This is a genomic window from Streptomyces sparsogenes subsp. cuspidosporus (genome assembly GCF_039532705.1).
Classification (GTDB): Bacteria; Actinomycetota; Actinomycetes; order Streptomycetales; family Streptomycetaceae; genus Streptomyces; species Streptomyces sparsogenes.
In genome coordinates this window covers 32,775-57,380 of sequence record NZ_BAAASD010000044.1, presented here as the reverse complement: position 1 = coordinate 57,380, position 24,606 = coordinate 32,775, and the positions used below count along the sequence as shown (strand labels likewise).

The window sequence follows — 24,606 nt, the reverse complement described above, 5'->3', positions numbered from 1 at the left end:
TACCGAGCAACAGAAAGAGGACCACCGTGTCCCCGCACGACACCACCCTGCGCGTCGGTGTGCAGCTGCACCCCCAGCACACCGACCTCAACCAACTGCGCACCGCCTGGCGCGAGGCCGACGACATGGGCGTCGACTCGATCTGGACCTGGGACCACTTCCTGCCGCACCACGGCGACCCGGCGGGCCGCCACTACGAGTGCTGGTCGCTGCTGTCCGCGATGGCGGTGGAGACCAGCCGGGCCACCATCGGCCCGCTGGTGAGCTGCACCGCGTTCCGCAATCCGCATGTGCTCGCCGACATGGCCCGCACCGTCGACCAGCTCAGCGGGGGGCGGCTGGTCCTGGGGCTCGGCGCCGGGTGGTTCGAGGCGGAGCACCTGGAGTACGGCATCCCGTTCCCGGGCCCGGCCGCGCGCATGGACGCGTTCGAAGCGGCGATCACGGCGGTCAAGGAGCGGCTGGGCAAGCTCAACCCGGGGCCCGCGGGACCGCTCCCCCTGCTGATCGGCGGGGCCGGGCGGCGGCGCACCCTGGAGCTGGTGGCGCGCGAGGCCGACTGGTGGAACTGGTACGGCTGGGCCTCCGAGGACCCGGTCGCCGACTTCCGCGAGCTGAACGGCGTGCTGGACCAGTGGTGCGAGCGCGTGGGCCGCGACCCGGGCGAGGTGGCCCGTACGGTCATGGTCAACCCGGACCAGCTGCCGCTCGTGGAGGGCTTCGCCGAGGCCGGGGCGGTCCACGTGGTGCTGTCCCTGGCCGCGCCGTACGACCTGCGGCAGGTGGAGGAGCTGCTGAAGGTGCGCGAGGCGCTGGGCCCTGTCCGGGCGGCCTTTGAGGATCAGCCCGCGGCGTCAGATGCGGTGCATCGCAAGGCGGAGGATCGCCCTCGTACTGGGCGTACTCGGGCGACTCCGACAACGCAGCGAGGTGCCGTAGCTGGCGTCGCGGGCCCGAGAAGGTCGCCCGGACAGGGCCCAGGCGCCGGGCGGGCTTCTTGACGGCTGACGCCGCGCCGCCCCGGGAGGTGCTGGGGCGGCGCTTCCGCCTGCTCATGGGCTGTCTGCTGCTGTCCACCCTGGGCAACGGACTGTGCTTCCCGTTCACCGCCATCTACGTCAGCGAGCTGCTGGGGCTGGGCTCCCGGGCCGCGGGCGGCTACTTCATCGCGATGGCGGCGGCCAGCTTCGCGGCCGCGCTGTTCGGCGGGCCGCTGGCGGACCGGGCGGGGCCGCACCGGGTGGGCGCGCTGGGGGCCGCGGCGCTGGCGGTGGGGTACGGGATGCTGGCCCCGGCCGGGCAGGTGGCGCTGGTGCTGCTGTCGGGCGCGTGCGTGGGGGTGGGCTTCGGCCTGTTCTACGCGTCGATCGTGGGCGTCGTGGACGCCGCGGTCCCGGAGAGCGGGCGGCGTACGGCCTTCTCCGTCCGGCACATCGTGAACAACGTGGGCATCGGGGCCGGCTCGGTCGTCGCCGGGCTGGCGCTGACCGGGGCGCAGGCCCCGGTCGGGACGCTGCGCTGGCTGTATGTGGCCAACGCGGCGGCCGCGGTCCCGCTGATGGCGGTGATCTGGGCCCTGCGGCCCAGCGGCGAGGCCGCGCGAGGCGGCGAGAAGAGCGAGGAGGCCGGCGGGCCGACATACCGGACGCTGCTGCGCGGCCGCCCGATGGCGCTGCTCGTGCTCGCCCAGGCGCTGTTCGCGATCGTCGGCTTCACCCAGATCGAGGCCACCGTGCCGCTGCTGCTGCACGACCACATGGGCGTCACGCTGGGATGGGTGTCCGCGGTGGTGGCGGCCAACTCGTTCGCGCTGGTGGCGTTGCAGCCGCTGCTGCGGCGGAGGCTGGAGCGGCTGCCGGAGACGGTGGCGCTGGCCGCCGGCCCGGTGCTGTGGGTGGCGGCGTTCGGCTGCGGTCTCGGCGCCGTACTGGCCGGGGACGCGCTCTCGTCCGTGGTCCGGTACGGGCTGCTGCTGGCCTTCGCGGTGGTGTTCGCGGCGGGCGAGCTGATGTACTCCTCGGCCTTCTACCCGCTGCTGCTGCGCTGGTCGGGCGAGGCGGCCGTGGGCCGGGCGAGCGCCCTGGCGTCGCTGGCGTGGAACCTGGGCACGGCCTCCGGGCCGCCGCTCGGGCTGCTGGTGCTCGCGCACGCCTCGGCCACGGGCAGCTGGGTCGCGCTCGCGGTGGGCGCGGCGGCGGCGTTCGCGGTGGCGGGCGCGCTGCACCGCCGGGCGGCGGGCGGATGAGCCCCGCCGCCCGGGCGCGCGTGAGGCCGGCTACGGCCGAGGTCTGCTGCGCCGTGAGCCCGCTACGACTTCGGCCTGCTACGACTTGGGCAGGTAGTCGTTGGAGTACGCCTCTTCCGGGGTGACCGTCTTCTCCAGCAGGCCCTGGTCGTACATGAAGTCGGCCATGCGGCTCCAGCTCTGCGCGTCATTGGTGCCCAGCTCGCCCGCGTCGTTCTGCATCATGGGCGTAGTGGCCTTGAGCACCGCCAGCGCGTTCTTCTGCCGCTTGGCGTCCTTCAGCCCGGGGACGTATTTCGCGCTGAGCTCGACGGTGTCCTCGGGGTGGTCGATGGCGTACTGAAGTCCGCGCAGAGAGGCGTCGACGAACTTCTTCATGTCGTCGCCGCGCTTTTTCAGCGTCTTCTCCTGGACGCCGATTCCGACGCCGACCAGCGGATCTCCCTTGTCGCCTCCGTCGAGGGTAAGGGCACGGACCTCCTTGCCGGCTTCTTCGAAGGCGACGGCGTCATTGTTCAGGTAACCCATCACGCCTTCGACCTTTTTGCCGGTCAGCGCCGCCTGCTGGGTGAAGCCGATGTTCTTCACGTTGGCGTCCTTGACGGACAGGCCGCCTTCTTTCAGCAGCGCCAGCAGGCCGAAATAGGTCTCGCCATACGGGCCCGGGGTGCCGATCGTGCGGCCCTTCAGGTCCGTGGGCTTCTTGATGTCGGATTCCTTGGGGACGATGAGACCCACCGGGTATTTCTGATAAAAGGTGGCGATGTCCACGAGGGGGACATTCTTGGCACGGGCCTGGAGCATCTCGTCCCCGCCCGCGTAGACCACGTCTTCCTTGCCCGACTTCAGGGCGCCGAAGAGATCCTCGGCGGCGCCGTGGTGGCGCAGGTCGACGTTCAGCCCGGCGTCCTTGTAGTAGCCCTTCTCGGCCGCCACGTAGAACGGGGCGAACTGGATGTTGGGCGTGTACGTCAGCCCGACCGTGATCTTGCCTCCGCCCTTGCCCCCCGCGTCCTCCGGCTTGTCGGCGCACGAGGTCAGGGTGGCCACGGCCACCACCGACGCGAGAGCCGCCCCCGTGACCTGGTGTCTCCGGGTGTGCCTCGTGGACGTCCTTACCAAACGCACGTACTTCTCCTCAGTGAGTGGAAGGTGTCGGTCAGCGCTGTACGAGCCGCTCCACCAGGCGGATCACGCCATAGAAGCAAGCGGCGAGAAGTGCGAGCATGACGAGTGTCGAGAAGAGTCCGATGGTGTCGGCCTCCTGCCGCTGGACCGACAGGAGCTGTCCGAGCCCCTCGCCGCCCATGACGAACTCGCCGACCACCGCGCCGGTGATGGACAGGGTGAAGCCGTTGCGCACCCCCGTGAGGATGCTGGGCAGCGCGAGCGGCAGCTCGATGTACCACAGCATCCCCCACCACCCCACGCCGTCCACGCGCGCCGCCCCCATCACATCGGGGTCCAGCGAGCGCAGGCCCAGCACGGTGTTCACCAGGATGGGGAAGAAGACCAGCAGCGCGCACAGCATGGCGAAGGGCAGCAGCCCGTAGCCGAACCAGAGCGCGAACAGCGGGGCCAGCGCCACCGCGGGCACCGCCTGCGACGCGGCCAGATACGGCTGGAGGGCCGAGGCCGCGAGGTCGCTGCGGGCGATCAGATAGCCCAGCGGCAGGGCCACCCCGAGCCCCATGCCGCTGCCCGCCAGCGCCTCCCACACCGTCTGCTTGGTGTACCGGAGCAGATCGCCGTGCAGCAGCTCGTCGACGAAATGTTTCGCGATGTCGAACGGCGCCGGCAGGTAGAACGTGTCCACCGCGCCGGTCCGGACGGCGAGGTCCCACACGATGAGCAGGGCCAGCCCGAATACGAGCGGCGGGAGCACCCCGCGGTACACGGATCCGGCCGCGTTCCTCCGAACTCGGCGCCCGTGCGCCCCCTTGGGGCTTTGACTTCCGCGGCCCGTGTGCGCTGCCTTTCCACCGTTCTCCCCGGACTTTCGTACCTGTCCGGGCCGGGGTGAATGCGGCGGGGCCGTCCCCGGTCCGCCACTGGCGCCCGCCGTGGCGGTCGCACCCCTTCCGCGCCCCTGCGTCATCCCCAAATCCCCTTGTATTACCGGCGGTTGCCAGATCCCCGGCACGCCCGCGTGCAACCTATCGCCAGGCCGCTCAGGATCACAATGCGATCGGGAAAAAGGAAATCACGCCGTCATCCGGAAGATCTTGGCGCCCCTCGTGCCCGACTTCACGAACCGGTGGAGAAACGGTCGAGGATGCCTAGCTCACACGCGCGCACCCCGGCCTGAAAACGCGAGTTCACCTCGAGGAGCTCCAGGATTCCGGTCACGTACCTGCGGTAGGTGCGCACCGAGATCGCCAGCTCGCGGGCCGCGGCCTCGTCCGTGACCCCGTCCCCCAGCCGCCGCAGCACCCGCCGCACCATCTCGGTGCGGGCCCGGTTGCCGAAGTCCAGCGGGCGGGCGGCGGGCGCGGCGGTGCGCCAGATGTTGCCGAACAGGCCGAGCAGGGTGGCCACGACGGCCGGGTCGCGCACCAGGGAGGCCCGCCGCCCCTCGGCCGTGTCCGTGCACACCAGGGCGGTCCGGCCGTCGGCGATCACCGCCGTGGGCAGCGGCACCGCCGCGATCCGGATCTCCGGGGGGCGCGCCCCGAGGCCGCCGCCCGGCCCGAGCGCGGGGCCGGGCTCGGCGAGGGGCCGGGTACGCAGCACCCGCACCTCGACGGGGTCGGCTCCGCCGACGTCACCGACGCCCGAGACCAGGGCGTGGAGGGCCGCGTGGTCGGCCGCCAGCCGGGGCGTGGGCTCCGGGAAGGCGGCGTCGACACTGCGCACGGCCCGGCCGACGACCTGCTCGGCGGCGGCGAGGAAGGCGGCGTCCGCCACCCCCACCTCGGTGAACAGCGCGTCCCGGGACCGCCGGGCCCGGTGTTCGTGGACGGTGGACTCCAGGAGGGTGCGCACCTCCCGCAGGGTGCGGTCCAGGGCGTCCTCGGCCGCACCGGCCGGCTCCTGGCCGCCGGACCGGGGGGCGGCGGGGCGGTCGGGCGGGGCTTCCGGGTGTCTGCGCTCGGTGAGCCGCGCCGCGGTCCGGCCGGGGGCCCGCGCCGCCGCCCGCTCCCCCGCCCACCCCGTGGCCCTCCCGGTGGTTCTCCCCGTGGCCCGCGCCGTGGTCCGCGCCGTCCGATCCGTCATGGCTTCGTCATCGCTCCGTCGTCCCGCCTCGCGACATGGTCAGGGTCTCGAGTGCTGTCAGGGTTGGGGTGCCGTCAGGGGCCGCCCGGCAGCAGCCCCGCCTCCACCGCCCGCGCCCCCGCCTGGAAGCGGGAGTGCGCGCCCAGCTCGCGCATGATCTCCGCGACATAGCGGCGGTAGGTGCGCAGCGACACCTTGAGGTCGCGCGCCGCCACCTCGTCGGTGACCCCGGCCCGCAGGCACTCCAGGATCCGCCGCGCGGAGTCGGTGCACAGCCGCCCGGCCGGGCGCGGTGGCTCGGCGAGCGCCGCGGCGTTCCCCCACGCCCCGGCGAACATCAGGTCCAGCGCCTGCACCGTGGCCGCGTCCGCCACCAGGGAGGCCGGCGGCCCGGCCCGGCCCGCCTCCGGCCGTACGTACGCGAGCCGGCCGTCGACGAGCAGCACCTCGGGCAGCCCGCCCTCGGCCGCCCGCGCCTCGCAGCGCGGGTCGGTACGGGCCAGCGCGCGCACCCGCGGGCCGGCCAGGGCCCGGGGCAGGCACAGCAGCCGGACGGCGACGCCCGCGCGGCCGGGGCCGGGCGGGCGGGCGAGCGCCGAGCAGACGGCGTCCTCCTGCTCGGGGTCTCCGGACAGCACGACGGCCACGGTCCGCTCGGCGCCGGCGATGAGCCGGTCGGCGGCCTCGGCGGCCGACGGACGGCCGGGCCCGGTCCGCGTCCACCACTGCCGGGCCTGGTCCTGGCGGTGCCGGGTCACCACGGACTCGATCAGGCCGTGCGCCGCGACCAGCGCCCGCTCCACATGGTCGAAGCCCGCGGCCCCGGCCGTCCCGTGCTCGGGTGACGGCTCGGACGTCCTCGCAAGACCAACCATGACTTCCCCTGGAGGGCGAAGGTGACCAGTTTTCGAAATACCCGCCTGGTTCGAGAATTCCTTGTCGCGCGACGAGATCAGGTGTAAATGCTGTGTAATTCCGCCGACGACAGTAATTCGCACACAGCGACGACGTCAACGCGGGGCGTGAGGTAAAGAGTTGGCAAACGACGGCGTGTCAGAGCGTACCCCAGCGTCGTGCGCGCGGAGCGACACGCCGTCTGTCAGCAAGTTGCACATGTCCGCGCCGATCGGTCGGCAACCCGGCACCCAGCGCAGCCGCCACGCCACCGTGGGCGACCTCCGGCGCGTACCACTGTCCAGTTGCTGCCACCGGGCAACCGGACGCACGCCCACCCCCGTCCGGGGGGCACGGGGAACACCGGATCACTGGGGGCCGAAGCTGATCGGGCCGTGGAAATCCCGGCCCTGAATCACCGGGCCGGTGATCCGCGCGCCGTCCGAGACGGAATTGTGGACGGTGCCGTGCTCTTCGGCCGGTGCTCCGTACCGGTTCAGCCAGGCCGCGAGATCGCGTCCCAACTCCGGGTCCTGGCGGGCCCGTTCGACCAGCAACTCGGCCAGCCGACGCAGCCGCTCGGGGTCGTCGTACGGAATCGTCACAGGCTCGGCATCGGCCGTCGGGTCGACAGCCGGGTCCACGCCCGGATCCGCCCCCGGGTCGCCGGCCGGGTCCGCGCCCGGGTCGGACGCGCCCCGCCGCAGCACCCTGCGGGTCAGCGCGGTCAGCCCGTCCAGTGCCCGCCGGCCCGCCTCTCCTCCCGCCCCGGACACCGCCGCGTTGACCGCCGCGATCAGCGCACCCGCCGTCAGCGGATCCATCGGCCCCTCCCCGGTTCGCAGACCATCGCCGCATCGCACGCTACCGGGCGACGGCTCACGGACCGACCGATTCCGCGCGAAGGGTGAACCACACCGTCTTCCCGGTGGGGTTGAGGTCGGTCCCCCACTCGTCGGCCGTCTTGCTGAGCAGGAACATCCCGCGCCCGCTCTCGGAGAGGAAGTCGGGCTCCTTGACCACCGGCAGCGAGGGCTCGGTGTCGCTGACGGCGGCGCGTATCCCGTACGGGCGGTTCTCGAGGACGAGTACGCAGTCGGGCGAGGCGGCGTGCTTGTGGACGTTGGACAGCAGCTCGGTGACGCACATGGCCGCCGCGGTGATCAACTCCTCGCGGCCCCACTGGCGCAGCCGCGCGCCCACCACGCGCCGTACGTCCGCGAGCGTCTGCGGATGGACGCGCAGGCGCAGCTCGTATCTCCCCCAGCTACTGCTGGGAGGCGCCCCCTGCGGAAAGTTCTCTGCCATGTCGTCCAGGGCCCTCCAAGGCACGGCGCGCTGCCGTGTCGCACAGGCGATCCTGTCCCATTGGCGTGCCACTCGCAATGTTTCGACCCGGTCGCGCAAGACTGGCATATGCCGCCTGGTGGTCGTAGTTGGCGATACGTCAGACTGGCGACATGACCTACCATCCGGTGCCCACCGTGCGGCGCAGGCGGCTGGGGTCCACTCTGCGGAAGCTGCGTACCGAAGCGGGGATGACGTTGGACGCGGCGGCCGAGGCGCTGAACGCGGCCCAGCGGGGGCGTGCCGGCGCCCGGCACTGGAGCGCGCCGAAGCTGTCCCGGATAGAGAACGCGAACGCGACGATCCGCGCCACGGAGGTCGCCGGCCTGCTGGAGGCCTACGCGATCAGCGACGCGGAGGTGCGCGCCGCGCTGGAGGGGCTGGCCAAGGACGCCGGGAAGCGGGGCTGGTGGCAGACCTACCGCGGCGTGGTCGCCCCCGCGTACGCGGACTACATCTCGCTGGAGAGCGACGCCGAGTCCGTCCGCGACTACGCCCCGCTGGTCGTCCCCGGCCTGCTGCAGACGCCCGACTACGCGCGGGAGACGATCGCGGCCAACGCGGTCGCCCGCAGCCCGGCCGAGGTCGCCGCGCTCGCCGAGGTGCGGCTGGCCCGCCAGGCGGTGCTGACCCGCCCGCGCGCCCCGCTGCGGCTGTGGGCCGTGATCCACGAGGCGGCCCTGCACCGGCGCTTCTCCGGCCGTCCGGCCATCATGACCGAGCAGTTGCTGCGGCTGCTGGACGTCGCGGACTGGCCCACGGTCACGCTTCAGGTGATGCCGATCGACGCCGCGCCCAACCCGGGGGACGCGGGGGCCTTCACGCTCGTGGGGTTCCCGGGCCCGATGCCGGACGTGGTCACCCAGGAGAACCTGCGCGGCCCGGTTTACGTCGAAGGAGCCGACGACGTCAACGTCTTCGCCGACGCCTTCGGCCACATCGTCGACAGCGCGCTGTCGCCGGATGAGACGAAGGCCCTCATCGCCGGTCTCGTAGGAAAGAGGGCCCCACACCGTGAACACTTCCCAAGCGCCCGAGAACCCGCATGACCCGTCCCCGGACCCGCACCCGCGCTGGCGCAAGTCCTCGTACTCCGTGGGCGAGGGCCAGTGCGTCGAGGTCGCCTCGTGGGGCGGCCTGGTCCGGCTGCGCGAGAGCGACGACCCGAGCGCGGTCATCGGCGCCGCCCCGGCCGTCTGGGCCGCCTTCGTCCGTGGTGTGAAGGCGGGCTCGTCAGACGGGTGAGCCCGTGCGGAGCACGCCCCGGAAGAGGTCGCGGGGCCCGGTCCGCCGGACCGGGCCCCGCCCCTTCAGGCCGTTCGGCGCTTCAGAACTGCACGTCCGAGCACGCGTAGAAGGCGTTCGGGGTGTCGGCGATCGTCCACACGGCGAGGATCAGGTGCCGACCGGTCTTCCCGCTGGGCATCGTGCCGGTGTGCGAGAAGGTGCTCGGCGGCCGCTGGCCGTTGTACGGGACGGTGAGGAACGGCGTGGTCTCCAGGCTCGCGCGGGTCAGCCTCTGGCTGGGGTTCCAGCCGTTCTTGGTGATGTAGTACTTGAAGTCCGTGGTGGCGTGCGCGGCGGTGAAGCGCCAGTTGAACGTGTAGCTCTGCCCGGCGCTGACCTTGGTGGCCGGCCACTGCCCGCCGCGCGGGTCGTCCAGCTGGGCGAACCGGCTGTTGCCGCCGGCGCAGAGGGTGCCGTCGGCCGGGCCGCCGGAGGGGAAGCCCTTGGGGCCCTCGACGCTCTGCGGCTCCCACTGGATCTCGCCGCAGTTGGCCACGGTGCCGTTGGCACACAGCTTCTGGCGGCTGATGGGCGAGTCGGTGTAGCCGTGGCTCGAGGCGCTGCCGCTGGTGGTGAGGACGGAAACCGCCGCGAGCCCGATGCCGATGAGGGCGGCGCTGATCTTCTTGCGCATGCTTCGCTCCTGAAGACGTGGGGGAGTGCTTCGGTGAGCCGAGTGCAGTGCGGTCTAGACCAAGCCGCAGACTAGCCGGACTTTCATGGTCATGTCCATACCAATCCCTTGAGTTGTCCATACCACTGAAGCGCCCCCGGGAGCCGCGAACCGCCCCCGGGACCCGGCCGGGCCGCCTGGTCAGGAGCACCCCCGAAGGTCGGGTAGGATTCATCCGTCAGCAGGCGCCGCTAGCTCAGTTGGTTAGAGCAGCTGACTCTTAATCAGCGGGTCCGGGGTTCGAGTCCCTGGCGGCGCACTTGGCTTACGCCACTGACCAGGGGTTTCTCGGTTCACCGAGAAACCCCTGTCGCGTTCTGGCGCTAAGCTGGCCCGATCGGAGGTGGCTGTGGCGGCGCACACTCGCGGCATGGCGAGCGACATTCAGGAGCGCATCAAGCGCCTGATCATCGACCAGCGGCTGCCGTCCGGCGCCCCGCTGCCGACCGAGACCGAGCTGATGGAGCTGTTCGGCGTCAGCCGCAACTCCGTACGCGAGGCCCTCAAGGGGCTCCAGGCCATGGGCATCGTGGAGATCCGGCACGGCTTCGGCACCTACGTCGGGCCCATGTCGATGGCGCCGATGATCGAGGGGCTGCTCTTCCGCACCGTCGCCGGCCACTACCGCGGCGAGGACAGCCTGCTGCAACTGCTGGAGCTGCGCGAGGCGGTGGAGACCGGGCTGATCGCGCGGCTGGCCGGACGCATACCCCCGGCCGACCTGGCCGAGCTGGACGCCCTGGTCGAGCGGATGGAGACGGAGGCCGCCGAGGGCGCGGTGCGCGCCGAGACCGACCGGGCCTTCCACGCCGCCCTCCACCGCGGCCTGGACAACCTGCTGCTCAGCGAGGTGCTGGAGGCGTTCTGGGACGCCTTCCACCGGGTGCGCACCGATCTGGTGGATCTGCACGCCGACCCCAAGGTCACCTGCCGGCAGCACCGGGAGATCCTGGAGGCGGTCCGCGCCGGCGATGTCGTACGGGCCGAGGCCGCCGTCCGCGATCACTTCGGCGACATCCGGGAGCGGCTGCGCTCCCCCCACCACGACTGACCCGTCGCCCGACCCCCTTCTTCCCGGCCCTCCCGGGCTTCTTCCCGGCCGTCTTCGGCTTCTTCCCGTGCCGCCTTCGGCGGGTCGCTCGCCTCTTCCTCCCACTTGGGCCACAGTCGTCCAGCGATGACCGTTTGGACATCACTTGCCCTACCTTGGGGGACGATAAGACGTGAAGTACCGACCGAGTCGCCGCACCCGCCGCTTCGGGATCGGTGCGGCGGCCGTGCTCGTGCTGGCCGGAATGAACGGACCGGCCCTCTACCGCTTCAGCTCGGACAAGTACCACCACTACGAGATCAATCAGCCGGAGTACAAGGCCAGGAACGGCCACTGGGACGTGGTGAACGTCCCCGAGGAGTACCGGATCAACACGATCCACGCCGCCCTGCTGCACACCGGCAAGGTGCTCCTGGTCGCGGGCTCCGGCAACAACGCCAGGAACTTCGCCGCCAAGTCCTTCCGGAGCGTCCTGTGGGACCCCGAGAAGAACACGTACCGGAACATCCCGACGCCCGAGGACCTCTTCTGCGCCGGACACACCCAGTTGCCGGACGGAAAGCTGCTGGTGGCGGGCGGCACCCAGCGCTACGAGAAGCTCAAGGGCGATGTGGAGAAGGCCGGCGGCCTGATGTTCGTCCACAACGAGAACCCGGACAAGCCCAAGACGTTCCCGGCGGGCACCCGCTTCACCGGCAGGAAGAACGGCAAGACCTTCGAGTCCAAGGACCCGGTCCTGGTCCCGCGCGCCAAGAAGACCAAGAACCGCAAGACCGGCAAGGTCACCGTGACCGCCAGCACCGTCCGGGTCTATGTCGAGGCGCTGCGCAAGGGGAAGCGGTACCAGACCGGCACCGAGGACAACTACCGGATCCACGGGCTGCGGGGGAAGGACCGGCAGAACTTCTACGGCATCGCACAGAAGCTGTCCTTCGACAAGAAGGACTTCCAGGGCATCAAGGACGCCTATGAGTTCGATCCCGTCGCCGAGCGGTACGTCCCGGTCGACCCGATGCACGAGGCCCGCTGGTACCCGACCCTGACCACCCTCCAGGACGGCCGGGTGCTCTCGGTCTCCGGCCTGGACGAGATCGGCCAGGTCGTACCGGGGAAGAACGAGATCTACGACCCCCGGACCAACACCTGGAAGTACCTGCCCAAGCAGCGGTTCTTCCCCACCTACCCGGCGCTCTTCCTCACCGACGGCGGCCGGATCTTCTACACCGGCTCCAACGCCGGATACGGCCCCGACGACAAGGGCCGCACCCCCGGCGTCTGGGACCTGAAGACCAACGCGTTCAGGACCGTGCCCGGCATCAGCGACCCGGACGTCCTGGAGACCTCGATGTCCGTGCTGCTGCCCCCGGCCCAGGAGCAGCGCTACATGGTGCTCGGCGGCGGGGGCGTCGGCGAGGACCCCGAGTCCACCGCGAAGACCCGCGTCGTGGACCTGCACGAGGACCGGCCGCGCTTCCGCGACGGGCCGAAGCTGTACGCGAAGGTCCGCTACCCCAGCAGCGTCATCCTCCCCGACGACACCGTCCTGACCACCAACGGCTCGGGCGACTACCGGGGGCGCGGCGGCAGCAATGTGCTGCTGGCGGAGATCTACGACCCCAGGACCAACACCTCGCGCGGCGTGGCCGACCCGCTGGTGGGCCGCAACTACCACTCCGGGGCACTGCTGCTGCCCGACGGCCGGGTGATGACCTTCGGCTCCGACTCGCTGTTCAGCGACGACGCCAACACCAAGCCGGGCAGGTTCCAGCAGCAGATCGACCTGTACACCCCGCCGTACCTGTTCCGCGGCGCACGGCCCGCGCTGGCCGACGGCGCTCCCCGGACCCTCAGGCGCGGGGCGACGGCCACCTACCGGGCCCACAACGCCTCGGCGATCCAGCGGGTGCGGCTGATCCGCCCCGGCTCCTTCACGCATGTGACCAATGTCGAGCAGCGGTCCATCGCGGTGGACTTCATCACCAGCGGGGACAGCGTCGGCGTCAGGATCCCGGACGACCCGTCGCTGGTCCCGCCGGGGTGGTACATGCTCACGGTGGTGGACGACGAGGGGATCCCCTCCAAGGCGGTCTGGGTGAAGGTGCCCGCCTCCCGGGGCGCCGCCAAGCACTGACCGCGGCAGCCGGACACCCCGACAGCCCGGCTGTCGGGGTCATGCGGCGCTAGGGCCCGTCTTCAAAGGGGGCGTCCGGCCGCGAGCGGCGTCTGGTGCAGGGGGCACCTCCCAGCGGTAGCTGGGGGAGCATCGCAAGGCGGAGGATCGCCCTCGTACTGGGCGCTGCGGTCAATATGCCGCTACCGCGGCGTGGCGGGCGACTCCGACAACACAGCGAGGTGCCGCCCGCCGCGGCAGCGGCTGATGTCACTGCGGCGTCGTGAGCAGGGCGCCCCCTTTGAAGACGGGCCCTAGGTGGCGTTACGGGCGAGGTCGAGCGCGTACCGCGGCCACCACCGGCCGGCCTGGGGGCCGCCCTTGCAGGTGCCGTCCGACTCGCCCGGACGCTTGATCCACAGGTAGGCCGCGACCGCCGGATCGCCCGTGCGGACCGTCGGCGTCTCGCCCAGCGCCCGCCCCTTGGGGTTGCACCAGGCCTCCGGGTCCTCCTTGCCGGGCACCGGGCCCTTGCCGTTGCGGCTGGTGTCGATCACGAAGGGCTTGCCGCCGACCAGGGCGGAGAGCTTCTTGCCGTAGACCTTGTTGTCCCCGGTGGTCTGGTAGTTGGCGATGTTGAGCGCGAAGCCGTCGGCCTTCTTCAGCCCCGCGCGCCTGAGCGGCTCGGCCATCCGGCGCGGGTCCTTGATCCAGTGCGGATTCCCCGCGTCCAGGTAGACCTTGGTGCGGGGCAGGCCCTTGAGCTTGTCCACGGCCCCGGTCAGCAAGTCGTACCGCTCCTCGAGGAACCGCTTGGGCGTGCAGCCATCCACCGCGTGCGGCAGCGCGTCGGGCTCCAGGATCACCGTGGTGGCCCGGTCGCCGATGCCCCTGACCGCCTTGTCCAGCCAGGCGCGGTACGCGTCGCCGTCGGCGGCGCCGCCCTTGGAGTACTGCCCGCAGTCGCGGTGCGGGATGTTGTAGAAGACCAGCAGCGCGTCCCGCTCCTCCGCGGCGGCGGCCTCGGTGAACCCGCGCGCCTGGCCCTCCGGGTCGTCCACGCCCAGCCACTCGGCGACCGGCTGCTCGGCGATCCGCTGTATCAGCCGCGCCTCCTCGTCGTCCCCCTTCCTGCGGTACGCGGCGACCTGCCGGGCGGCGCTGCCGTCCGGGTTGACCCAGTACGGCATGACATTCCGGGGCCGCTGAGCGGGCCTGGCGGCGGCGATCGCCTCCTCCTCGCGGTCGGAGGACGACGAGCCGAAGCAGCCGGAGAGCGCCAGAAGCGACAGCAGCGCCCCCACCACGGCCCCGCCCCGGGCCGCCCCGCCGCGCACGGCCTCGCGCCGGCGGCCGGTGTGACTCCCGTACATCCACTCCCCCTTGGGTGCACGCTCCGGGGGCTCACCCCTCAAGCCCCGGGTAGGACAAGACCGGTCGAAACCCTCAAGACCGATGGAAACCATGCTTACACACCAGACCGACCCCGGTGCGGTTGTCCACAGCCCTTCGCGGGATTTCGCCCGGTTGACAGGCACTCATCCGACTGGGACTCTCCGATGCGACAAGTCCACATATCGAGGCGACGGCACACAGGAACCCGGTGCGACTCCGGGACGGTCCCGCCACTGTGACCGGAAGTCAGCGCGCGCGGGCGCGCCGCGCTTCCGGGAGTCAGGAACTGGCCCGTCGTCCTCCTTCCTGCGAGGGGCGTGGAAACCCCACAAGGAGGCAAGAGCGGATGTCCCTGCACACTGCGCGGCACACCGACCCCGCGGCCGTCTCGGCCGCCACCGTCCGCACCCGCGACTGGCTGATCGCGGCGGGCGCGGTCGTCCTGGCGCTCATCGCGCTGTACGCGGTCTTCATCGACAACGGCTCGCTGATCTCGGCGACCGGCGACTACCTGCACGAGTTCTCGCACGACGGCCGGCACCTCTTCGGTGCCCCCTGCCACTGACCGGGTCCGGCACCATGGCAGACGGCCACGTCCCCGTACTTCCCCTGCTCCGGCGCGGACTGGCGGCGGGCGGCCTCGCGGGCCTCGCCGCCGGGCTGTTCTCCCTGCTGCTGGCCGAGCCCCTGATGGACCGTGCCATCCGGCTGGAGGAGAAACGCCAGGAGGGCGAGCACTCGCACGCCGCCGCGGCCGCGGCGGTCAAGCACCACGAGGAGCTGTTCTCCCGCGGCACCCAGCACTTCGGTCTCGTCGTCACCACGGTGGTCGTCGGGCTGGCGCTCGGCGTCTTCTTCGCGGTCGCGCACGCGCTCGTCCACCGCCGCTCCGACGCCTCCGCCCGGCCCTGGCCCCGCGCGATCGCGCTCGCCGCGGCGGGCTTCGCCGGGCTCTCACTGCTGCCGGGCCTGCGCTATCCGGCCAACCCCCCGGGGGTCGGCGACGCGGGCACGGTCGGCGACCGCCAGCTGATGTGGGTCGCCGCGGTGGTGATCGGCGCCCTCGGCATGGTGCTCGCCTGGCAGGTGCACACCCGGCTGACGGCGGCGGGCCGCGCCCCCGCCGTCTGCCAGACGGCGGTCGCCGGGACCCTCGTCGCGGTGCTCCTCGCCCTGTTCGCCCTTCCCGACAACCCCGACCCGGTGCCCGTCGAGGGCACGCTGCTGTGGGACTTCCGGATGCTCTCGCTCGCCTCCCACGCCGTGCTGTGGGCGGCCCTGGGCGCCACGTTCGGCGCGCTCGGCCTGCGCGCGCTGCGCGAGCGCCGGGCGGCGGGGCACCGGCCGGACCCGGTCCCCAGCGCCGTGTGATCCCCCGGCCCTGAGGCGGGGTGGGCACGGCTCACCCCGCCTCAGGGCCCGGCCCGGTCAGATGCGCGGGGGAATGCGCGGGGAATGCGCGGGGGTCAGATGCGCCGGCTCCCGGTCAGATACGCCGACACGACCACCCGCGCGCCGCGCGGCCCGCCGCCCGCGACCAGCCGCAGCTCCGCCCGCCCCCGGGCCCGCGCCCCGTACACCCGCCGGGCGTCGAGACGCTCGGCGGTCACCAGCGCGACGTCCTCGACGGTGAACTCGGCGACCGTCCCGTCCGCCCGGAACACCCGCACCGCGTCCCCCCGCCTGACCCCGCCGAGGCGGCGAAGGACCCCGCCGTCGGCGGGCCCGACCAGCACCGACGCCCCCGAGGCACCCGGCCGCGCCCCGGCGCAGTGCCAGCCCCCGACCCCGTAGCGGCCCCTCTCCGCACCCGCGACCACCGGGGCCGCGAGCCCCACCGACTCGACGACCACGCCCCGCGGCCGCGCGGAGGGCAGGGCGGGCAGGGGGCGGTGGGCGCGCGGCAGCGGATGCGTCGGGGGGCGCCCCGCCGCCGCCACGTCCCCCGTCATCGGCACCGCGCCGCCCAGTCCCTCCACGGCGTCGTGGCCCCACACCCACAGCCCGAGCAGCAGCGCCGCCCAGATCACCCCGGCGAGCGGCCGGCCCACCCGGCCGGAGCCCTTCCCGGACACCGCCTCAGCCCGCCGCCGGTCCGGCCGGGCAACGGCGGCGGCGCACCGCGAGCCCGGCGACGGCCATCGCCGTGCCCCCGGAGAGCGCCAGTCCGTACGCCTCGGCCCCGCCGAAGTCGTCGCGCGTCGCGGCGTCGGCCGGCGCGGTGCCCGAGTGGGCGCGGTGCACGGGGACGGGACGCGCGGGCCCCGCGTGCGCGGGAGCGGATCGGGCCGGGGCGTGGCGTGCGGGGGCGGCGTCCTCCTGGTCCGCGCCGGCGGGGCCGGCGGCGGCCAGAACCACCGCCGCCGCGCAGGCGGCCGTACGGAGCGTGAGGGCGAGCGGGCGCATGGTGAACCTCCTGACACCACCGAGGCTCACGCGCGCCGCCGGGAGCCGCATCCGCTGCGGCTCCCGGCTGCTCCGTACGGGTCAGACGCCGCCGGCCGGTGCCGGAGTCAGACCCGCTCCACCAGGTCCGCGATGGAGTTCACGACCGTGGAGGGCCGGAAGGGGTGCCGGTCGACCTCCTCGGGCCGGGTGACCCCGGTGAGCACCAGGAAGGTCTCCATGCCCGCCTCGAGACCCGCCAGCACATCGGTGTCCATGCGGTCGCCGATCATCGCGCTGGTCTCGGAGTGCGCGCCGATGGCGTTCAGCCCGGCGCGCATCATCAGGGGGTTCGGCTTGCCGACGAAGTACGGCTCGGCCCCCGTCGCCTTGGTGATCAGCGCGGCCACCGAGCCGGTGGCGGGCAGCGCGCCCTCCGCCGAGGGCCCGGTCTCGTCGGGGTTGGTCGCGATGAAGCGCGCGCCGTTGTTGATCAGACGGATGGCCTTGGTGAGCGCCTCGAAGCTGTATGTACGGGTCTCGCCGAGGACCACGTAGTCCGGCTCCACGTCGGTGAGGACGTAGCCGATGTCGTGCAGGGCCGTGGTGAGGCCCGCCTCGCCGATGACATACGCCGTGCCGCCCGGCCGCTGGTCGTCCAGGAACTGCGCGGTGGCCAGCGCGGACGTCCAGATGTTGGCGACCGGCACGTCCAGGCCTATCCGGGACAGCCGGGCGTGGAGGTCACGCGGGGTGTAGATGGAGTTGTTGGTGAGGACGAGGAAGGGCTTGCCGGACTCGCGCAGCCGCTTGATGAAGGCGTCGGCCCCGGGCACCGGGATGCCCTCGTGCATCAGCACCCCGTCCATATCGGTGAGCCAGGACTCGATCGGCTTGCGCTCTGCCATTGCGGACTCTCCTGCCGTGCACCAATAACGCCTGAGGGGGACACCGGCCGCGCCTCACGGGCGCGGCCGACGCACCAAGCGTAGTCAGCCGCTCCGGGCCCGGGCCGCCGCGGTCCCGCCGTCCCGCCCGGCCTCGGCGGCCGGCTTCGGCGGCGGACCCCGGCGGACCCGCGCCGGGTGCTCAGCGCGACAGACCAGGACGGACGTCCGATCCTGGTCATGGAAGGTCGCTTCCGCATCGAGAGCGAAGCCTCCGCGTCCCCCGGGCCCCCGGGAACTCCCCGGGCGTCCCCCGCGAAGGAGATTCAGATGAGCATCAAGGACAAGCTCAAGGAAGCGCTCGGCAAGCGCCAGAGCCGCGCGCGGCACGCCGCGCCCAAGGGCGGCAAGGGCGCCACCGACCAGCCCCGGCGCGAGGCGCAGAAGCTGGACGAGGAACTGCGCCGGCGGGGCGAGCCGCCCACCGGGCAGCAATAGCGCTCCCCCGCCACCTCCCCTCCCCTCACCGCCGCAGGCGCCGGGACATGGCCACCAGGGCGGCCCCGGTGAGGACGAGCGCGCCGCTGACGGCGGCGAGCCCGAGGAGCACCGCGTCCCGGCCGGTCGCGGCGAGTGCCGGCGGCATGACCTCCTGGTCGCCGTCCTCGCCGCGGGCGGCCGCCTCCTTGCCGGAGCCGCCGGGGCTCTCGGGACGGGCCTCGCGACCGGTCCCGTCGGGGCTGGGCGCGCTGGTGGGGGGCTCGCCGGTGGAGGTCCCCTCCGTACGAGGCGTCCCCGTCTCCCCCGTCACCCTGCCGTCCCCCGCCGCCGCGTTCCCGTCCGCGCGCTCGTCCGGGTCCGTCCCCGCCTCCCCGGCGCGCTCGACGCGGAAGTCGTAGTCGTCGGACTGGCCGACCCAGTCCCCGTCGTCCGCACGGCGCTGCATCGTGATGACGTTCGCGGTCACGGGCCCGGTGGGCGCGGAGTCGGTGAAGCGGGTCCGCACCGCGACCTCCACGCGCCCGCGCGCGGGCACCGTGAAGCCCGGGAAGGGGTCGCCGAAGACCCCGATGTTCTCGTGCTCGTCGGTGGTCTCGAAGGACACGGGCCGCCAGGTGCCGCCGTCGGGGTTCTCGCCGTACGGGTCGAGGAACTCCATCCGGATGTGGCCGGGCCGCAGGGCGCGCCCGCGGTCGACGAGGATCGCGATGGGGTGGATGGCGCGGCACTCGGCGCGCGTGGTGTTGCGCAGCTCCAGGTGCCAGGCGCGCCAGCCGCCGCCGGGCGGATACCGCTTCGGCCCGCCGTACAGCCGGGCGTCGATCGGGAACTCCGAGCTGCCGCGCCGCCCGCAAGAGGGCACCGACCCGGGCTCGGCCGCGGCGGCGTGCGGGAGGGCGTGCGCGGCGGGGCCGCACCACAGGACCGGCGCGAGCGCGAGGACGGCGGTGGACTTGGCGGCTCGGACGACGAGGGGGGAGGGCGAGCGCATGGGCGACCTCTGCTGCCGTGTTTTCCCGGGTGCCCTGTTGCCTTCCACGCCCGGGCGGCCGACACGCGGCCGGGTGTGCCGAAGGCCCACAACCGGCGGTCGGAATTCACCCGATCGGCCCATCGGATCCTCACCCGATCGGCTCTTCGGCTCGTCGGCTCGTCAGCCCTTCGGCGGCCCTCACCCCACCGCGAACAGCGGCGCCAGCACCAGCTGCGCCGCGCCCTCCGCCACCACCGGGCCGCCCTGCCCGACCACGTCCACCGGGACCGCGCGCCCGCCGGCCCGCGCCGCGTCCGCGGCCAGCGTGGCGGCCACGCCGCGGGCGTACGGCTCGGGGGCGGCCAGCACGACCCGGCCGCCGAGCAGCACCCGGTCGATGTCCAGCAGCCGTACGAGGTTGGCGGCGCCGACGCCGAGCAGGCGCGCCGCCCGGGCCGGGTCGCCGTCCGCGACGGCGGCCAGGCACAGCGCTTCCAGGCAGCCCCGGTTGCCGCAGCCGCAGGGCGGCCCGTCCAGCTGGATCACCTGGTGCCCGAACTCCCCCGCGTCGGTGCGGGCTCCCCGGTGGACGGCCCCGCCCAGCACGAGCCCGGCGCCCAGGCCGGTGCCGAGGTGGAGATAGGCGAACGACCCGGCGGGCGAGGACCCGGCGGGCCGCCGGGCGCGGCCGACAGTGAGCCCCAGGGCGGCGGCGTTGGTGTCCTTGTCGAGGACGACGGGCAGGCCGAGCAGCTCGCCGAGCGCGTCCCGCAGCGGAAAGCCGTCCCAGCGGGGGAGGCCGGTGACGCGGCGCAGCACCCCGGACCCGTGGTCGAGCGGCCCGGGCGCGGCCACCCCGGCCCCCAGCAGCCCGTCGCGGCCGCCGCCCGCCTCGGCGAGCAGCGCCTCGACCTCGCGCCCTGCCACGGCGAGCGCCTTCGCCGCCCCGGCGCCGAAGTCGAAGGGGACCGTGCGCCGGCCGAGGGTGGTGCCCGCGAGGTCGACGAGGACGGCGGTCAGCTCGTCGCGGTCCAGGTGCAGCCCGATCGCCCGGCGCGCGCCGGGGACCAGCCTCAGGACCGTGCGCGGCTTGCCTCCGGTGGACGCCCGGTGGCCCGCCTCGGCGGCCAGCCCGTCCGCCCGCAGCCGGGCCGTGATCTTGCTGACGGCCTGCGGGGTCAGCCCGGTCTGCGCGGCCAGTTCCAGGCGGCTGACCCCGCCCTCACCCGCGTCCCGCAGCAGGCCGAGGACGAGCGCCGCGTTGTGGCCGCGCAGGGCGGACAGGTTGGCTCCGGGCACGCCGCTGTTCAGGCCACTGTTCACGCCACCATTGTGGCCGCCGCTTGCGCTTCCGCAACACTGTTGTCAAAGTGGCTCCCATGGCTTCCCTGGCTGACACCGGCACCCCTGGTTCCACCCCCGCACGCGTCGCCCTGATCGGCTTCGGCCTGGCGGGCTCGGTCTTCCACGCCCCCCTCGTCGCCGCCACGGACGGCCTCGTCCTGGACACCGTGGTCACCTCCAGCCCCGAGCGGCAGCGGCAGGCCGCCGAGGCGTACCCCGGGGCGCGCCTCGTCGCCTCCGCGGACGAGCTGTGGGCGCGCGCCGGCGAGCTGGACCTGGTCGTCGTCGCCTCCCCCAACCGCACCCACGTGCCCCTCGCGCGCGCCGCCCTGGAGGCCGGGCTGCCGGTCGTCGTCGACAAGCCGCTCGCCGCGACCGCCGCCGAGGCCGAGGACCTGGCCGCGCTGGCCGGGCGCCGCGGGCTGCTGCTGAGCGTCTTCCAGAACCGCCGCTGGGACAACGACTTCCGTACGCTCCGCCGGCTGATCGCCGAGGGCGCGCTCGGCGACGTACGGCGCTTCGAGTCCCGCTTCGAGCGGTGGCGCCCCCAGCTCAAGGGCGGCTGGCGCGAGTCCGGCGACCCGGCCGAGATCGGCGGGCTGCTGTACGACCTGGGCAGCCACCTCGTCGACCAGGCCCTCACCCTCTTCGGCCCGGTCACCTCCGTCTACGCCGAGGTCGACGTCCGCCGCCCCGGCGCCCGCACCGACGACGACACCTTCGTCGCCCTCACCCACGCCGGCGGCGTCCGCTCCCACCTGTGGATGAGCGCGACCGCCGCCCAGCTCGGCCCGCGCTTCCGGGTCCTGGGCAGCCAGGCGGGCTATGTGAAGTACGGCCTCGACCCCCAGGAGTCCGCCCTCCGCGAGGGCCTGCGCCCCGGCACCGACGGCGGCGCCCCCTGGGGCACCGAGCCCGAGGCCGCCTGGGGCCGGCTGGGCGCCGGGGAGTCCCCCCTGACCGGCGGCGGCGAGCCCGTGGCCACCCTCCCGGGCGACTACCCCGCCTACTACCGCGCCGTCGCCGCCGCCCTGCGGACCGGCGGCGCCCCGCCGGTCACCGCCGCCGAGGCGGCGGCCGCCCTCCGCGTCCTGGAGGCGGCCCGCACCTCGGCCGCGGAGGGCCGCACGGTCACGCTCCCTTGAGCTCCTGCCGCTGCCGCCCCAGCCCGTCGATCTCCAGCTCGACGACGTCCCCGGCCCGCAGGTACGGCTTGGGTTCGGGCCGTCCCAAGGCCACGCCCGCCGGGGTGCCGGTGTTGATGACGTCACCCGGGTAGAGGGTCATGAACTGGCTGAGGTAGCGGACCACCTGGGCCACCGGGAAGATCTGGTCCGCCGTGGTGCCGTCCTGCTTCAGCTCGCCGTTGACCCACAGCCTCAGGGCCAGCGCCTGGGGGTCGGGGACCTCGTCGGCGGTCACCAGCCAGGGGCCGAGGGGGTTGAACGTCTCGCAGTTCTTTCCCTTGTCCCACTGGCCGCCGCGCTCGATCTGGAACGCCCGCTCCGAGACGTCGTGGGCGACGGCGTAGCCCGCGACCGAGGCGAGGGCCTCCTCATCGGACTCCAGGTAGCGGGCCGTCCGCCCGATGACGACGGCCAGCTCCACCTCCCAGTCGGTCTTCACGCTGCCGCGCGGCACCAGGACCGTGTCATCGGGGCCGACGACCGTGTCCGGGGCCTTCATGAAGAGGATCGGCTCCTCGGGGATCGCCGCGCCGGTCTCCGTGGCGTGGTCGTGGTAGTTCAGCCCGATGCACACGATCTTGCCGATACGGCCCAGGGGCGGGCCGATACGGGAGCCGGCGTCCAGCGCGGGCAGCTCCCCGGAGGCGGCCGCCTCGCGGATCCGGGCGAGCGCCGCCTCATCGGCGAGCAGGGTCCCGTCGATGTCCTCGACCAGGCCCGACAGATCGCGCGGGGTGCCCGTCTCGTCGAGCACCGCCGGGCGCTCGGCCCCCGCCGGTCCGACACGCAGCAGCTTCATCCTGATGACTCCCGTAGGTCGAAGGGTCAAAGGGGCGCTCCCTGGCTGGCGATCCTCCAAGAGCCACGTCCACTCCGCAAGACTCCGTTCACCTACTGGACCGGCCGGTCCCTCGGGCTCCCTTCTTGGCCTTCACGACTCGCTCCTCGCCCTTCGCGACCGCCTTCTCGTCGGGGCCCTGACGGTGCAGCAGCGCCCGCTCGACCGCGGTCCAGGTCGTGCTGGTCGCCAGGTACAGCCCGGCCGCGAGCGGCACCACGGCCGCGGTGACGAGCGTGCCGAACGACAGCAGGGGCAGCAGCCTGGCCGCGCCGGCCGGGACCCCGGGGGCGGCCGGCCGGTCCGCGGCCGCCTTGACGGCGCGGCGGTACGTCCAGGCGGCGACCGCCGCGATCAGCGCGAACAGGGCGAGGTAGACCGGGCCGTGCGGCGGAGTCGGGTCGCCGCCCCACCGGCCGCCCAGCGGGGCGCCCGCCAGGGTGTGCTCCAGCAGGTCACCGGCTCCGCTGCCGGTGGAGAACAGGTGGTACATCACGAAGAAGACGGGGAGCTGGAGGAGCGTCGGCAGACAGCCCGCCAGCGGCGAGGCCGACTCCTTCTCGTACAGCTCGGCCACGGCGCGCCGCAGCCGCTCCGGATCGCCCTTGTGACGGCGGCTCAGCTCGGCCATCTTGGGCGCGAGCGCGGCCCGCGCCTTCTCGCCGCGCACGGCCGCGCGGGCGAGCGGATGGAGCGCGGCGCGCACGCACAGCGTGAACAGGACGATCGCGGCGGCCGTCGCGGACGCCCCGAACAGCGGGGCGAGACGGTCGGCGAGCCAGGACAGCAGGGTGCCCAGCGAGGCGAAAACGGACATGGGAAAGCCCTCCACGGGGTCTCGTCGTGGTGCCGGAACGCGGTCCCGGAATCGGTGGGATCCGGTTGAGTCGGCGTGACGAGCCGCGCGGGCTTCAGGGCCCGGATGCGGGTTGCGCCCGGAACGGGACGCGCCCCAACGCGGGACGCGCCCGGAACGGGACGCGCCCGAATGCGGGTTGCGGGTTGCGGGTTGCGGGAGAAGAGTCCCTACGCGGCCGTCGGCAGGCGACGGCCCGGCGCTCGCGGCCGCGGCCGGCCGGAGGCGTCGGGATCCCGCTGGGCCAGGAACGCCGTGCGGCGCTCCCTGTCCCGTATCGCGGTGCGTATTCGCCCCGGCGGAAGCGGGGCGAGACAGCGGGCGGCCAGCAGCGCGCAGGTCAGCAGCGCGGCAGCGATCGCGGCGGTCGCGGCGAGGGCGACGGCGCTGATCAGGCCGGTGTGGGTGAGGAGCGATCCCGTCAGCAGGAACAGGAGCACGCCGAGGTGCGCCCGCAGCACTTCCACGCGATGGACCATCGGACTCCCCCTCCCCGCGCGATTCCCCTGCCTGCCCCGCTACTTGAGTTCGAAAAAGAGTCTAGCCGCCGCCACCGACAGCGCGCGGCTCGGCCGCCTTCAGCCTGCCCCACACCACCAGCCGGTACCGGGAGGTGTACTCCGGGGTGCAGGTCGTCAGCGTGATGTAGTACCCCGGCTCGGTGTAGCGGTAGCGCGGATGCCGGGAACTGTGCGGCACCGCCGCGACGACCGTGCCGTCGGAGGGCGAGGTGCGCGCCAGGGTCCGCTCGACGACATACGTGTAGCGGGCGTCGGCCACCTCGACCCGGATCGTGTCGCCGGGGCGCACCTCGTCGAGGTGGCGGAACGGCTCGCCGTGCGTGTTGCGGTGGCCCGCGAGCGCGAAGTTGCCCGCCTGGCCGGGCTGCGCGGTCTTCGGGTAGTGGCCCACGTAGCCCTTGTTGAGCACCCCGGCCCTGCTGATGCCCTCGGCCACGGGGGCGGTCAGCCCGATGCGGGGGATGCGCAGCACGGCGTAGGTCTGGTCCCGGCGCGGGCTCCGGGGTCCGGCGGCCGCAGGGGAGGTACGGGCCCCGGCGCGGCCGGAGTCCGGAGCGGAGGCGCCGGGCGAGGCCCCCGACGAGTCACCGCCGGGCCGTTCCCCCGCCGAGCCGTCCCCGTCCGCGCCCCCGGCGCGCCACTCCCGCTCCAGGGCGGCCACTTCCCGCTCGGCGCCCTCCCGCGCCTGCCGGTTGGTCCACCACAGCTGGTGGACGACGAAGAGCAGCATGACCAGACCGAGGGTGACGACCAGCTCCGCGCCGGTCCACAGGACCCGCGCCAGGACCGCCCGCCGCGTGCGCCGCCCCCGTACGACCACCGGTAACCGCTGCCGCCGCACGCCGACCTCCCTCCGGTCGGGGCACCATAGGCCCTGCGGCCCGCACTCTCCAGAG

Annotated in this window: 27 protein-coding genes, 1 tRNA gene and 1 riboswitch; of the genes, 11 read left to right on the top strand and 17 right to left on the bottom strand. The window is 73.5% G+C overall.

The annotated features are described in order from the left end of the window. Positions 1 to 26: 26 nt before the first annotated feature. The gene (locus ABFY07_RS35105) at positions 27 to 1,001 is read left to right on the top strand and encodes an LLM class F420-dependent oxidoreductase (protein ID WP_346178380.1); all 975 of its coding nucleotides are present in this window, start codon (positions 27 to 29) and stop codon (positions 999 to 1,001) included. Then, positions 998 to 2,245 (top strand): MFS transporter, encoded by a 1,248-nt coding sequence (locus ABFY07_RS35100; RefSeq protein WP_346178379.1) that lies wholly within the window; start codon positions 998 to 1,000, stop codon positions 2,243 to 2,245. Before ABFY07_RS35105 ends, ABFY07_RS35100 begins: the two co-directional genes overlap by 4 nt. Positions 2,246 to 2,323: 78 nt before the next feature. Here the strand turns inward: ABFY07_RS35100 and ABFY07_RS35095 are convergent, their stop codons facing one another. The 6 genes from ABFY07_RS35095 to ABFY07_RS35070 all read right to left on the bottom strand — a co-directional run bounded on the left by ABFY07_RS35095 (position 2,324) and on the right by ABFY07_RS35070 (position 7,663). Continuing rightward, a complete protein-coding gene (locus ABFY07_RS35095) occupies positions 2,324 to 3,295 on the bottom strand; it encodes an ABC transporter substrate-binding protein (protein ID WP_346178378.1) in 972 nt (323 codons plus the stop codon). A 109-nt stretch (positions 3,296 to 3,404) separates the two neighbouring features. Continuing rightward, entirely contained in the window at positions 3,405 to 3,938 is a 534-nt protein-coding gene (locus ABFY07_RS35090) for an ABC transporter permease (protein ID WP_404779193.1), read from the bottom strand. Between the two features lie 554 nt (positions 3,939 to 4,492). Then, positions 4,493 to 5,461 (bottom strand): helix-turn-helix transcriptional regulator, encoded by a 969-nt coding sequence (locus ABFY07_RS35085; RefSeq protein WP_346178377.1) that lies wholly within the window; start codon positions 5,459 to 5,461, stop codon positions 4,493 to 4,495. Positions 5,462 to 5,535: 74 nt separating this feature from the next. After that, positions 5,536 to 6,336: a helix-turn-helix transcriptional regulator gene (locus tag ABFY07_RS35080; RefSeq protein ID WP_346178376.1), complete on the bottom strand. Its 801-nt coding sequence runs from the start codon at positions 6,334 to 6,336 to the stop codon at positions 5,536 to 5,538. A gap of 387 nt (positions 6,337 to 6,723) precedes the next feature. Then, positions 6,724 to 7,179: a hypothetical protein gene (locus tag ABFY07_RS35075; protein ID WP_346178375.1), complete on the bottom strand. Its 456-nt coding sequence runs from the start codon at positions 7,177 to 7,179 to the stop codon at positions 6,724 to 6,726. 55 nt (positions 7,180 to 7,234) lie between these two features. Continuing rightward, entirely contained in the window at positions 7,235 to 7,663 is a 429-nt protein-coding gene (locus ABFY07_RS35070) for an ATP-binding protein (RefSeq protein WP_065959934.1), read from the bottom strand. A gap of 152 nt (positions 7,664 to 7,815) precedes the next feature. On the opposite strand from ABFY07_RS35070, the gene ABFY07_RS35065 reads away from it, so the two are divergent. Both ABFY07_RS35065 and ABFY07_RS35060 read left to right on the top strand, forming a co-directional pair. Further along, positions 7,816 to 8,751: a helix-turn-helix domain-containing protein gene (locus tag ABFY07_RS35065; protein ID WP_346178374.1), complete on the top strand. Its 936-nt coding sequence runs from the start codon at positions 7,816 to 7,818 to the stop codon at positions 8,749 to 8,751. Then, positions 8,717 to 8,947, top strand: coding sequence for a DUF397 domain-containing protein (locus ABFY07_RS35060; RefSeq protein WP_346178373.1), 231 nt, complete (start codon positions 8,717 to 8,719; stop codon positions 8,945 to 8,947). The genes ABFY07_RS35065 and ABFY07_RS35060 overlap by 35 nt, the downstream gene beginning before the upstream one ends. An 82-nt stretch (positions 8,948 to 9,029) precedes the next feature. Here the strand turns inward: ABFY07_RS35060 and ABFY07_RS35055 are convergent, their stop codons facing one another. After that, positions 9,030 to 9,623: a lytic polysaccharide monooxygenase auxiliary activity family 9 protein gene (locus ABFY07_RS35055; RefSeq protein WP_346178372.1), complete on the bottom strand. Its 594-nt coding sequence runs from the start codon at positions 9,621 to 9,623 to the stop codon at positions 9,030 to 9,032. A 224-nt stretch (positions 9,624 to 9,847) separates the two neighbouring features. On the opposite strand from ABFY07_RS35055, the gene ABFY07_RS35050 reads away from it, so the two are divergent. The 3 genes from ABFY07_RS35050 (at position 9,848) to glxA (ending at position 12,844) form a co-directional block, all read left to right on the top strand. Beyond that, a tRNA-Lys gene (locus ABFY07_RS35050) sits at positions 9,848 to 9,921 on the top strand. Between the two features lie 111 nt (positions 9,922 to 10,032). Continuing rightward, complete coding sequence (locus ABFY07_RS35045) at positions 10,033 to 10,713, top strand: FadR/GntR family transcriptional regulator (RefSeq protein ID WP_346178371.1); 681 nt, start codon at positions 10,033 to 10,035, stop codon at positions 10,711 to 10,713. A gap of 172 nt (positions 10,714 to 10,885) precedes the next feature. Further along, complete coding sequence (glxA, locus tag ABFY07_RS35040) at positions 10,886 to 12,844, top strand: radical copper oxidase GlxA (RefSeq protein ID WP_346178370.1); 1,959 nt, start codon at positions 10,886 to 10,888, stop codon at positions 12,842 to 12,844. A 293-nt stretch (positions 12,845 to 13,137) separates the two neighbouring features. On the opposite strand, the gene ABFY07_RS35035 is transcribed toward glxA, so the two are convergent. Further along, positions 13,138 to 14,196, bottom strand: coding sequence for a glycoside hydrolase family 6 protein (locus tag ABFY07_RS35035; protein ID WP_346178369.1), 1,059 nt, complete (start codon positions 14,194 to 14,196; stop codon positions 13,138 to 13,140). Positions 14,197 to 14,372: 176 nt separating this feature from the next. Then, a riboswitch (cobalamin riboswitch) is annotated at positions 14,373 to 14,527 on the top strand. Between the two features lie 37 nt (positions 14,528 to 14,564). On the opposite strand from ABFY07_RS35035, the gene ABFY07_RS35030 reads away from it, so the two are divergent. Beyond that, entirely contained in the window at positions 14,565 to 14,783 is a 219-nt protein-coding gene (locus tag ABFY07_RS35030) for a CbtB domain-containing protein (protein ID WP_065959948.1), read from the top strand. A 14-nt stretch (positions 14,784 to 14,797) separates the two neighbouring features. Next, on the top strand, positions 14,798 to 15,589 hold the full coding sequence (locus tag ABFY07_RS35025) for a CbtA family protein (protein WP_346178368.1): 792 nt from the start codon (positions 14,798 to 14,800) through the stop codon (positions 15,587 to 15,589). Positions 15,590 to 15,684: 95 nt separating this feature from the next. On the opposite strand, the gene ABFY07_RS35020 is transcribed toward ABFY07_RS35025, so the two are convergent. The 3 genes from ABFY07_RS35020 to ABFY07_RS35010 all read right to left on the bottom strand — a co-directional run bounded on the left by ABFY07_RS35020 (position 15,685) and on the right by ABFY07_RS35010 (position 17,511). Continuing rightward, positions 15,685 to 16,293: a sortase domain-containing protein gene (locus ABFY07_RS35020; RefSeq protein WP_346178367.1), complete on the bottom strand. Its 609-nt coding sequence runs from the start codon at positions 16,291 to 16,293 to the stop codon at positions 15,685 to 15,687. A gap of 4 nt (positions 16,294 to 16,297) precedes the next feature. Beyond that, complete coding sequence (locus ABFY07_RS35015; RefSeq protein ID WP_346178366.1) at positions 16,298 to 16,624, bottom strand: hypothetical protein; 327 nt, start codon at positions 16,622 to 16,624, stop codon at positions 16,298 to 16,300. A gap of 107 nt (positions 16,625 to 16,731) precedes the next feature. Next, positions 16,732 to 17,511 (bottom strand): HAD-IIA family hydrolase, encoded by a 780-nt coding sequence (locus ABFY07_RS35010; RefSeq protein ID WP_065959957.1) that lies wholly within the window; start codon positions 17,509 to 17,511, stop codon positions 16,732 to 16,734. A gap of 309 nt (positions 17,512 to 17,820) precedes the next feature. Here ABFY07_RS35010 and ABFY07_RS35005 point away from each other — a divergent pair, with 309 nt between their 5' ends. Then, positions 17,821 to 17,988, top strand: a complete 168-nt coding sequence (locus ABFY07_RS35005; RefSeq protein WP_346178365.1) for an antitoxin — start codon at positions 17,821 to 17,823, stop codon at positions 17,986 to 17,988. A gap of 25 nt (positions 17,989 to 18,013) precedes the next feature. Here ABFY07_RS35005 and ABFY07_RS35000 read toward each other — a convergent pair whose 3' ends face one another. Together ABFY07_RS35000 and ABFY07_RS34995 are read right to left on the bottom strand one after the other, a co-directional pair. Continuing rightward, complete coding sequence (locus tag ABFY07_RS35000) at positions 18,014 to 18,982, bottom strand: hypothetical protein (protein WP_346178364.1); 969 nt, start codon at positions 18,980 to 18,982, stop codon at positions 18,014 to 18,016. A 180-nt stretch (positions 18,983 to 19,162) separates the two neighbouring features. Next, on the bottom strand, positions 19,163 to 20,287 hold the full coding sequence (locus ABFY07_RS34995) for an ROK family transcriptional regulator (protein ID WP_346178363.1): 1,125 nt from the start codon (positions 20,285 to 20,287) through the stop codon (positions 19,163 to 19,165). Between the two features lie 56 nt (positions 20,288 to 20,343). Between ABFY07_RS34995 and ABFY07_RS34990 the strand changes: the two genes are divergently transcribed. Beyond that, positions 20,344 to 21,453, top strand: a complete 1,110-nt coding sequence (locus ABFY07_RS34990) for a Gfo/Idh/MocA family oxidoreductase (RefSeq protein ID WP_346178362.1) — start codon at positions 20,344 to 20,346, stop codon at positions 21,451 to 21,453. Here the strand turns inward: ABFY07_RS34990 and ABFY07_RS34985 are convergent. The 4 genes from ABFY07_RS34985 to ABFY07_RS34970 all read right to left on the bottom strand — a co-directional run bounded on the left by ABFY07_RS34985 (position 21,440) and on the right by ABFY07_RS34970 (position 24,551). After that, entirely contained in the window at positions 21,440 to 22,294 is an 855-nt protein-coding gene (locus ABFY07_RS34985; protein ID WP_346178361.1) for a fumarylacetoacetate hydrolase family protein, read from the bottom strand. The genes ABFY07_RS34990 and ABFY07_RS34985 overlap by 14 nt on opposite strands. A gap of 88 nt (positions 22,295 to 22,382) precedes the next feature. Then, complete coding sequence (locus tag ABFY07_RS34980; protein WP_346178360.1) at positions 22,383 to 23,150, bottom strand: YidC/Oxa1 family membrane protein insertase; 768 nt, start codon at positions 23,148 to 23,150, stop codon at positions 22,383 to 22,385. Between the two features lie 209 nt (positions 23,151 to 23,359). Further along, positions 23,360 to 23,668 carry a DUF6412 domain-containing protein gene (locus ABFY07_RS34975; RefSeq protein WP_346178359.1) on the bottom strand — a complete coding sequence of 103 codons (309 nt, stop codon included), beginning with the start codon at positions 23,666 to 23,668 and terminating at the stop codon, positions 23,360 to 23,362. A 61-nt stretch (positions 23,669 to 23,729) separates the two neighbouring features. After that, on the bottom strand, positions 23,730 to 24,551 hold the full coding sequence (locus ABFY07_RS34970; protein WP_346178358.1) for a class E sortase: 822 nt from the start codon (positions 24,549 to 24,551) through the stop codon (positions 23,730 to 23,732). Positions 24,552 to 24,606 lie beyond the last annotated feature (55 nt).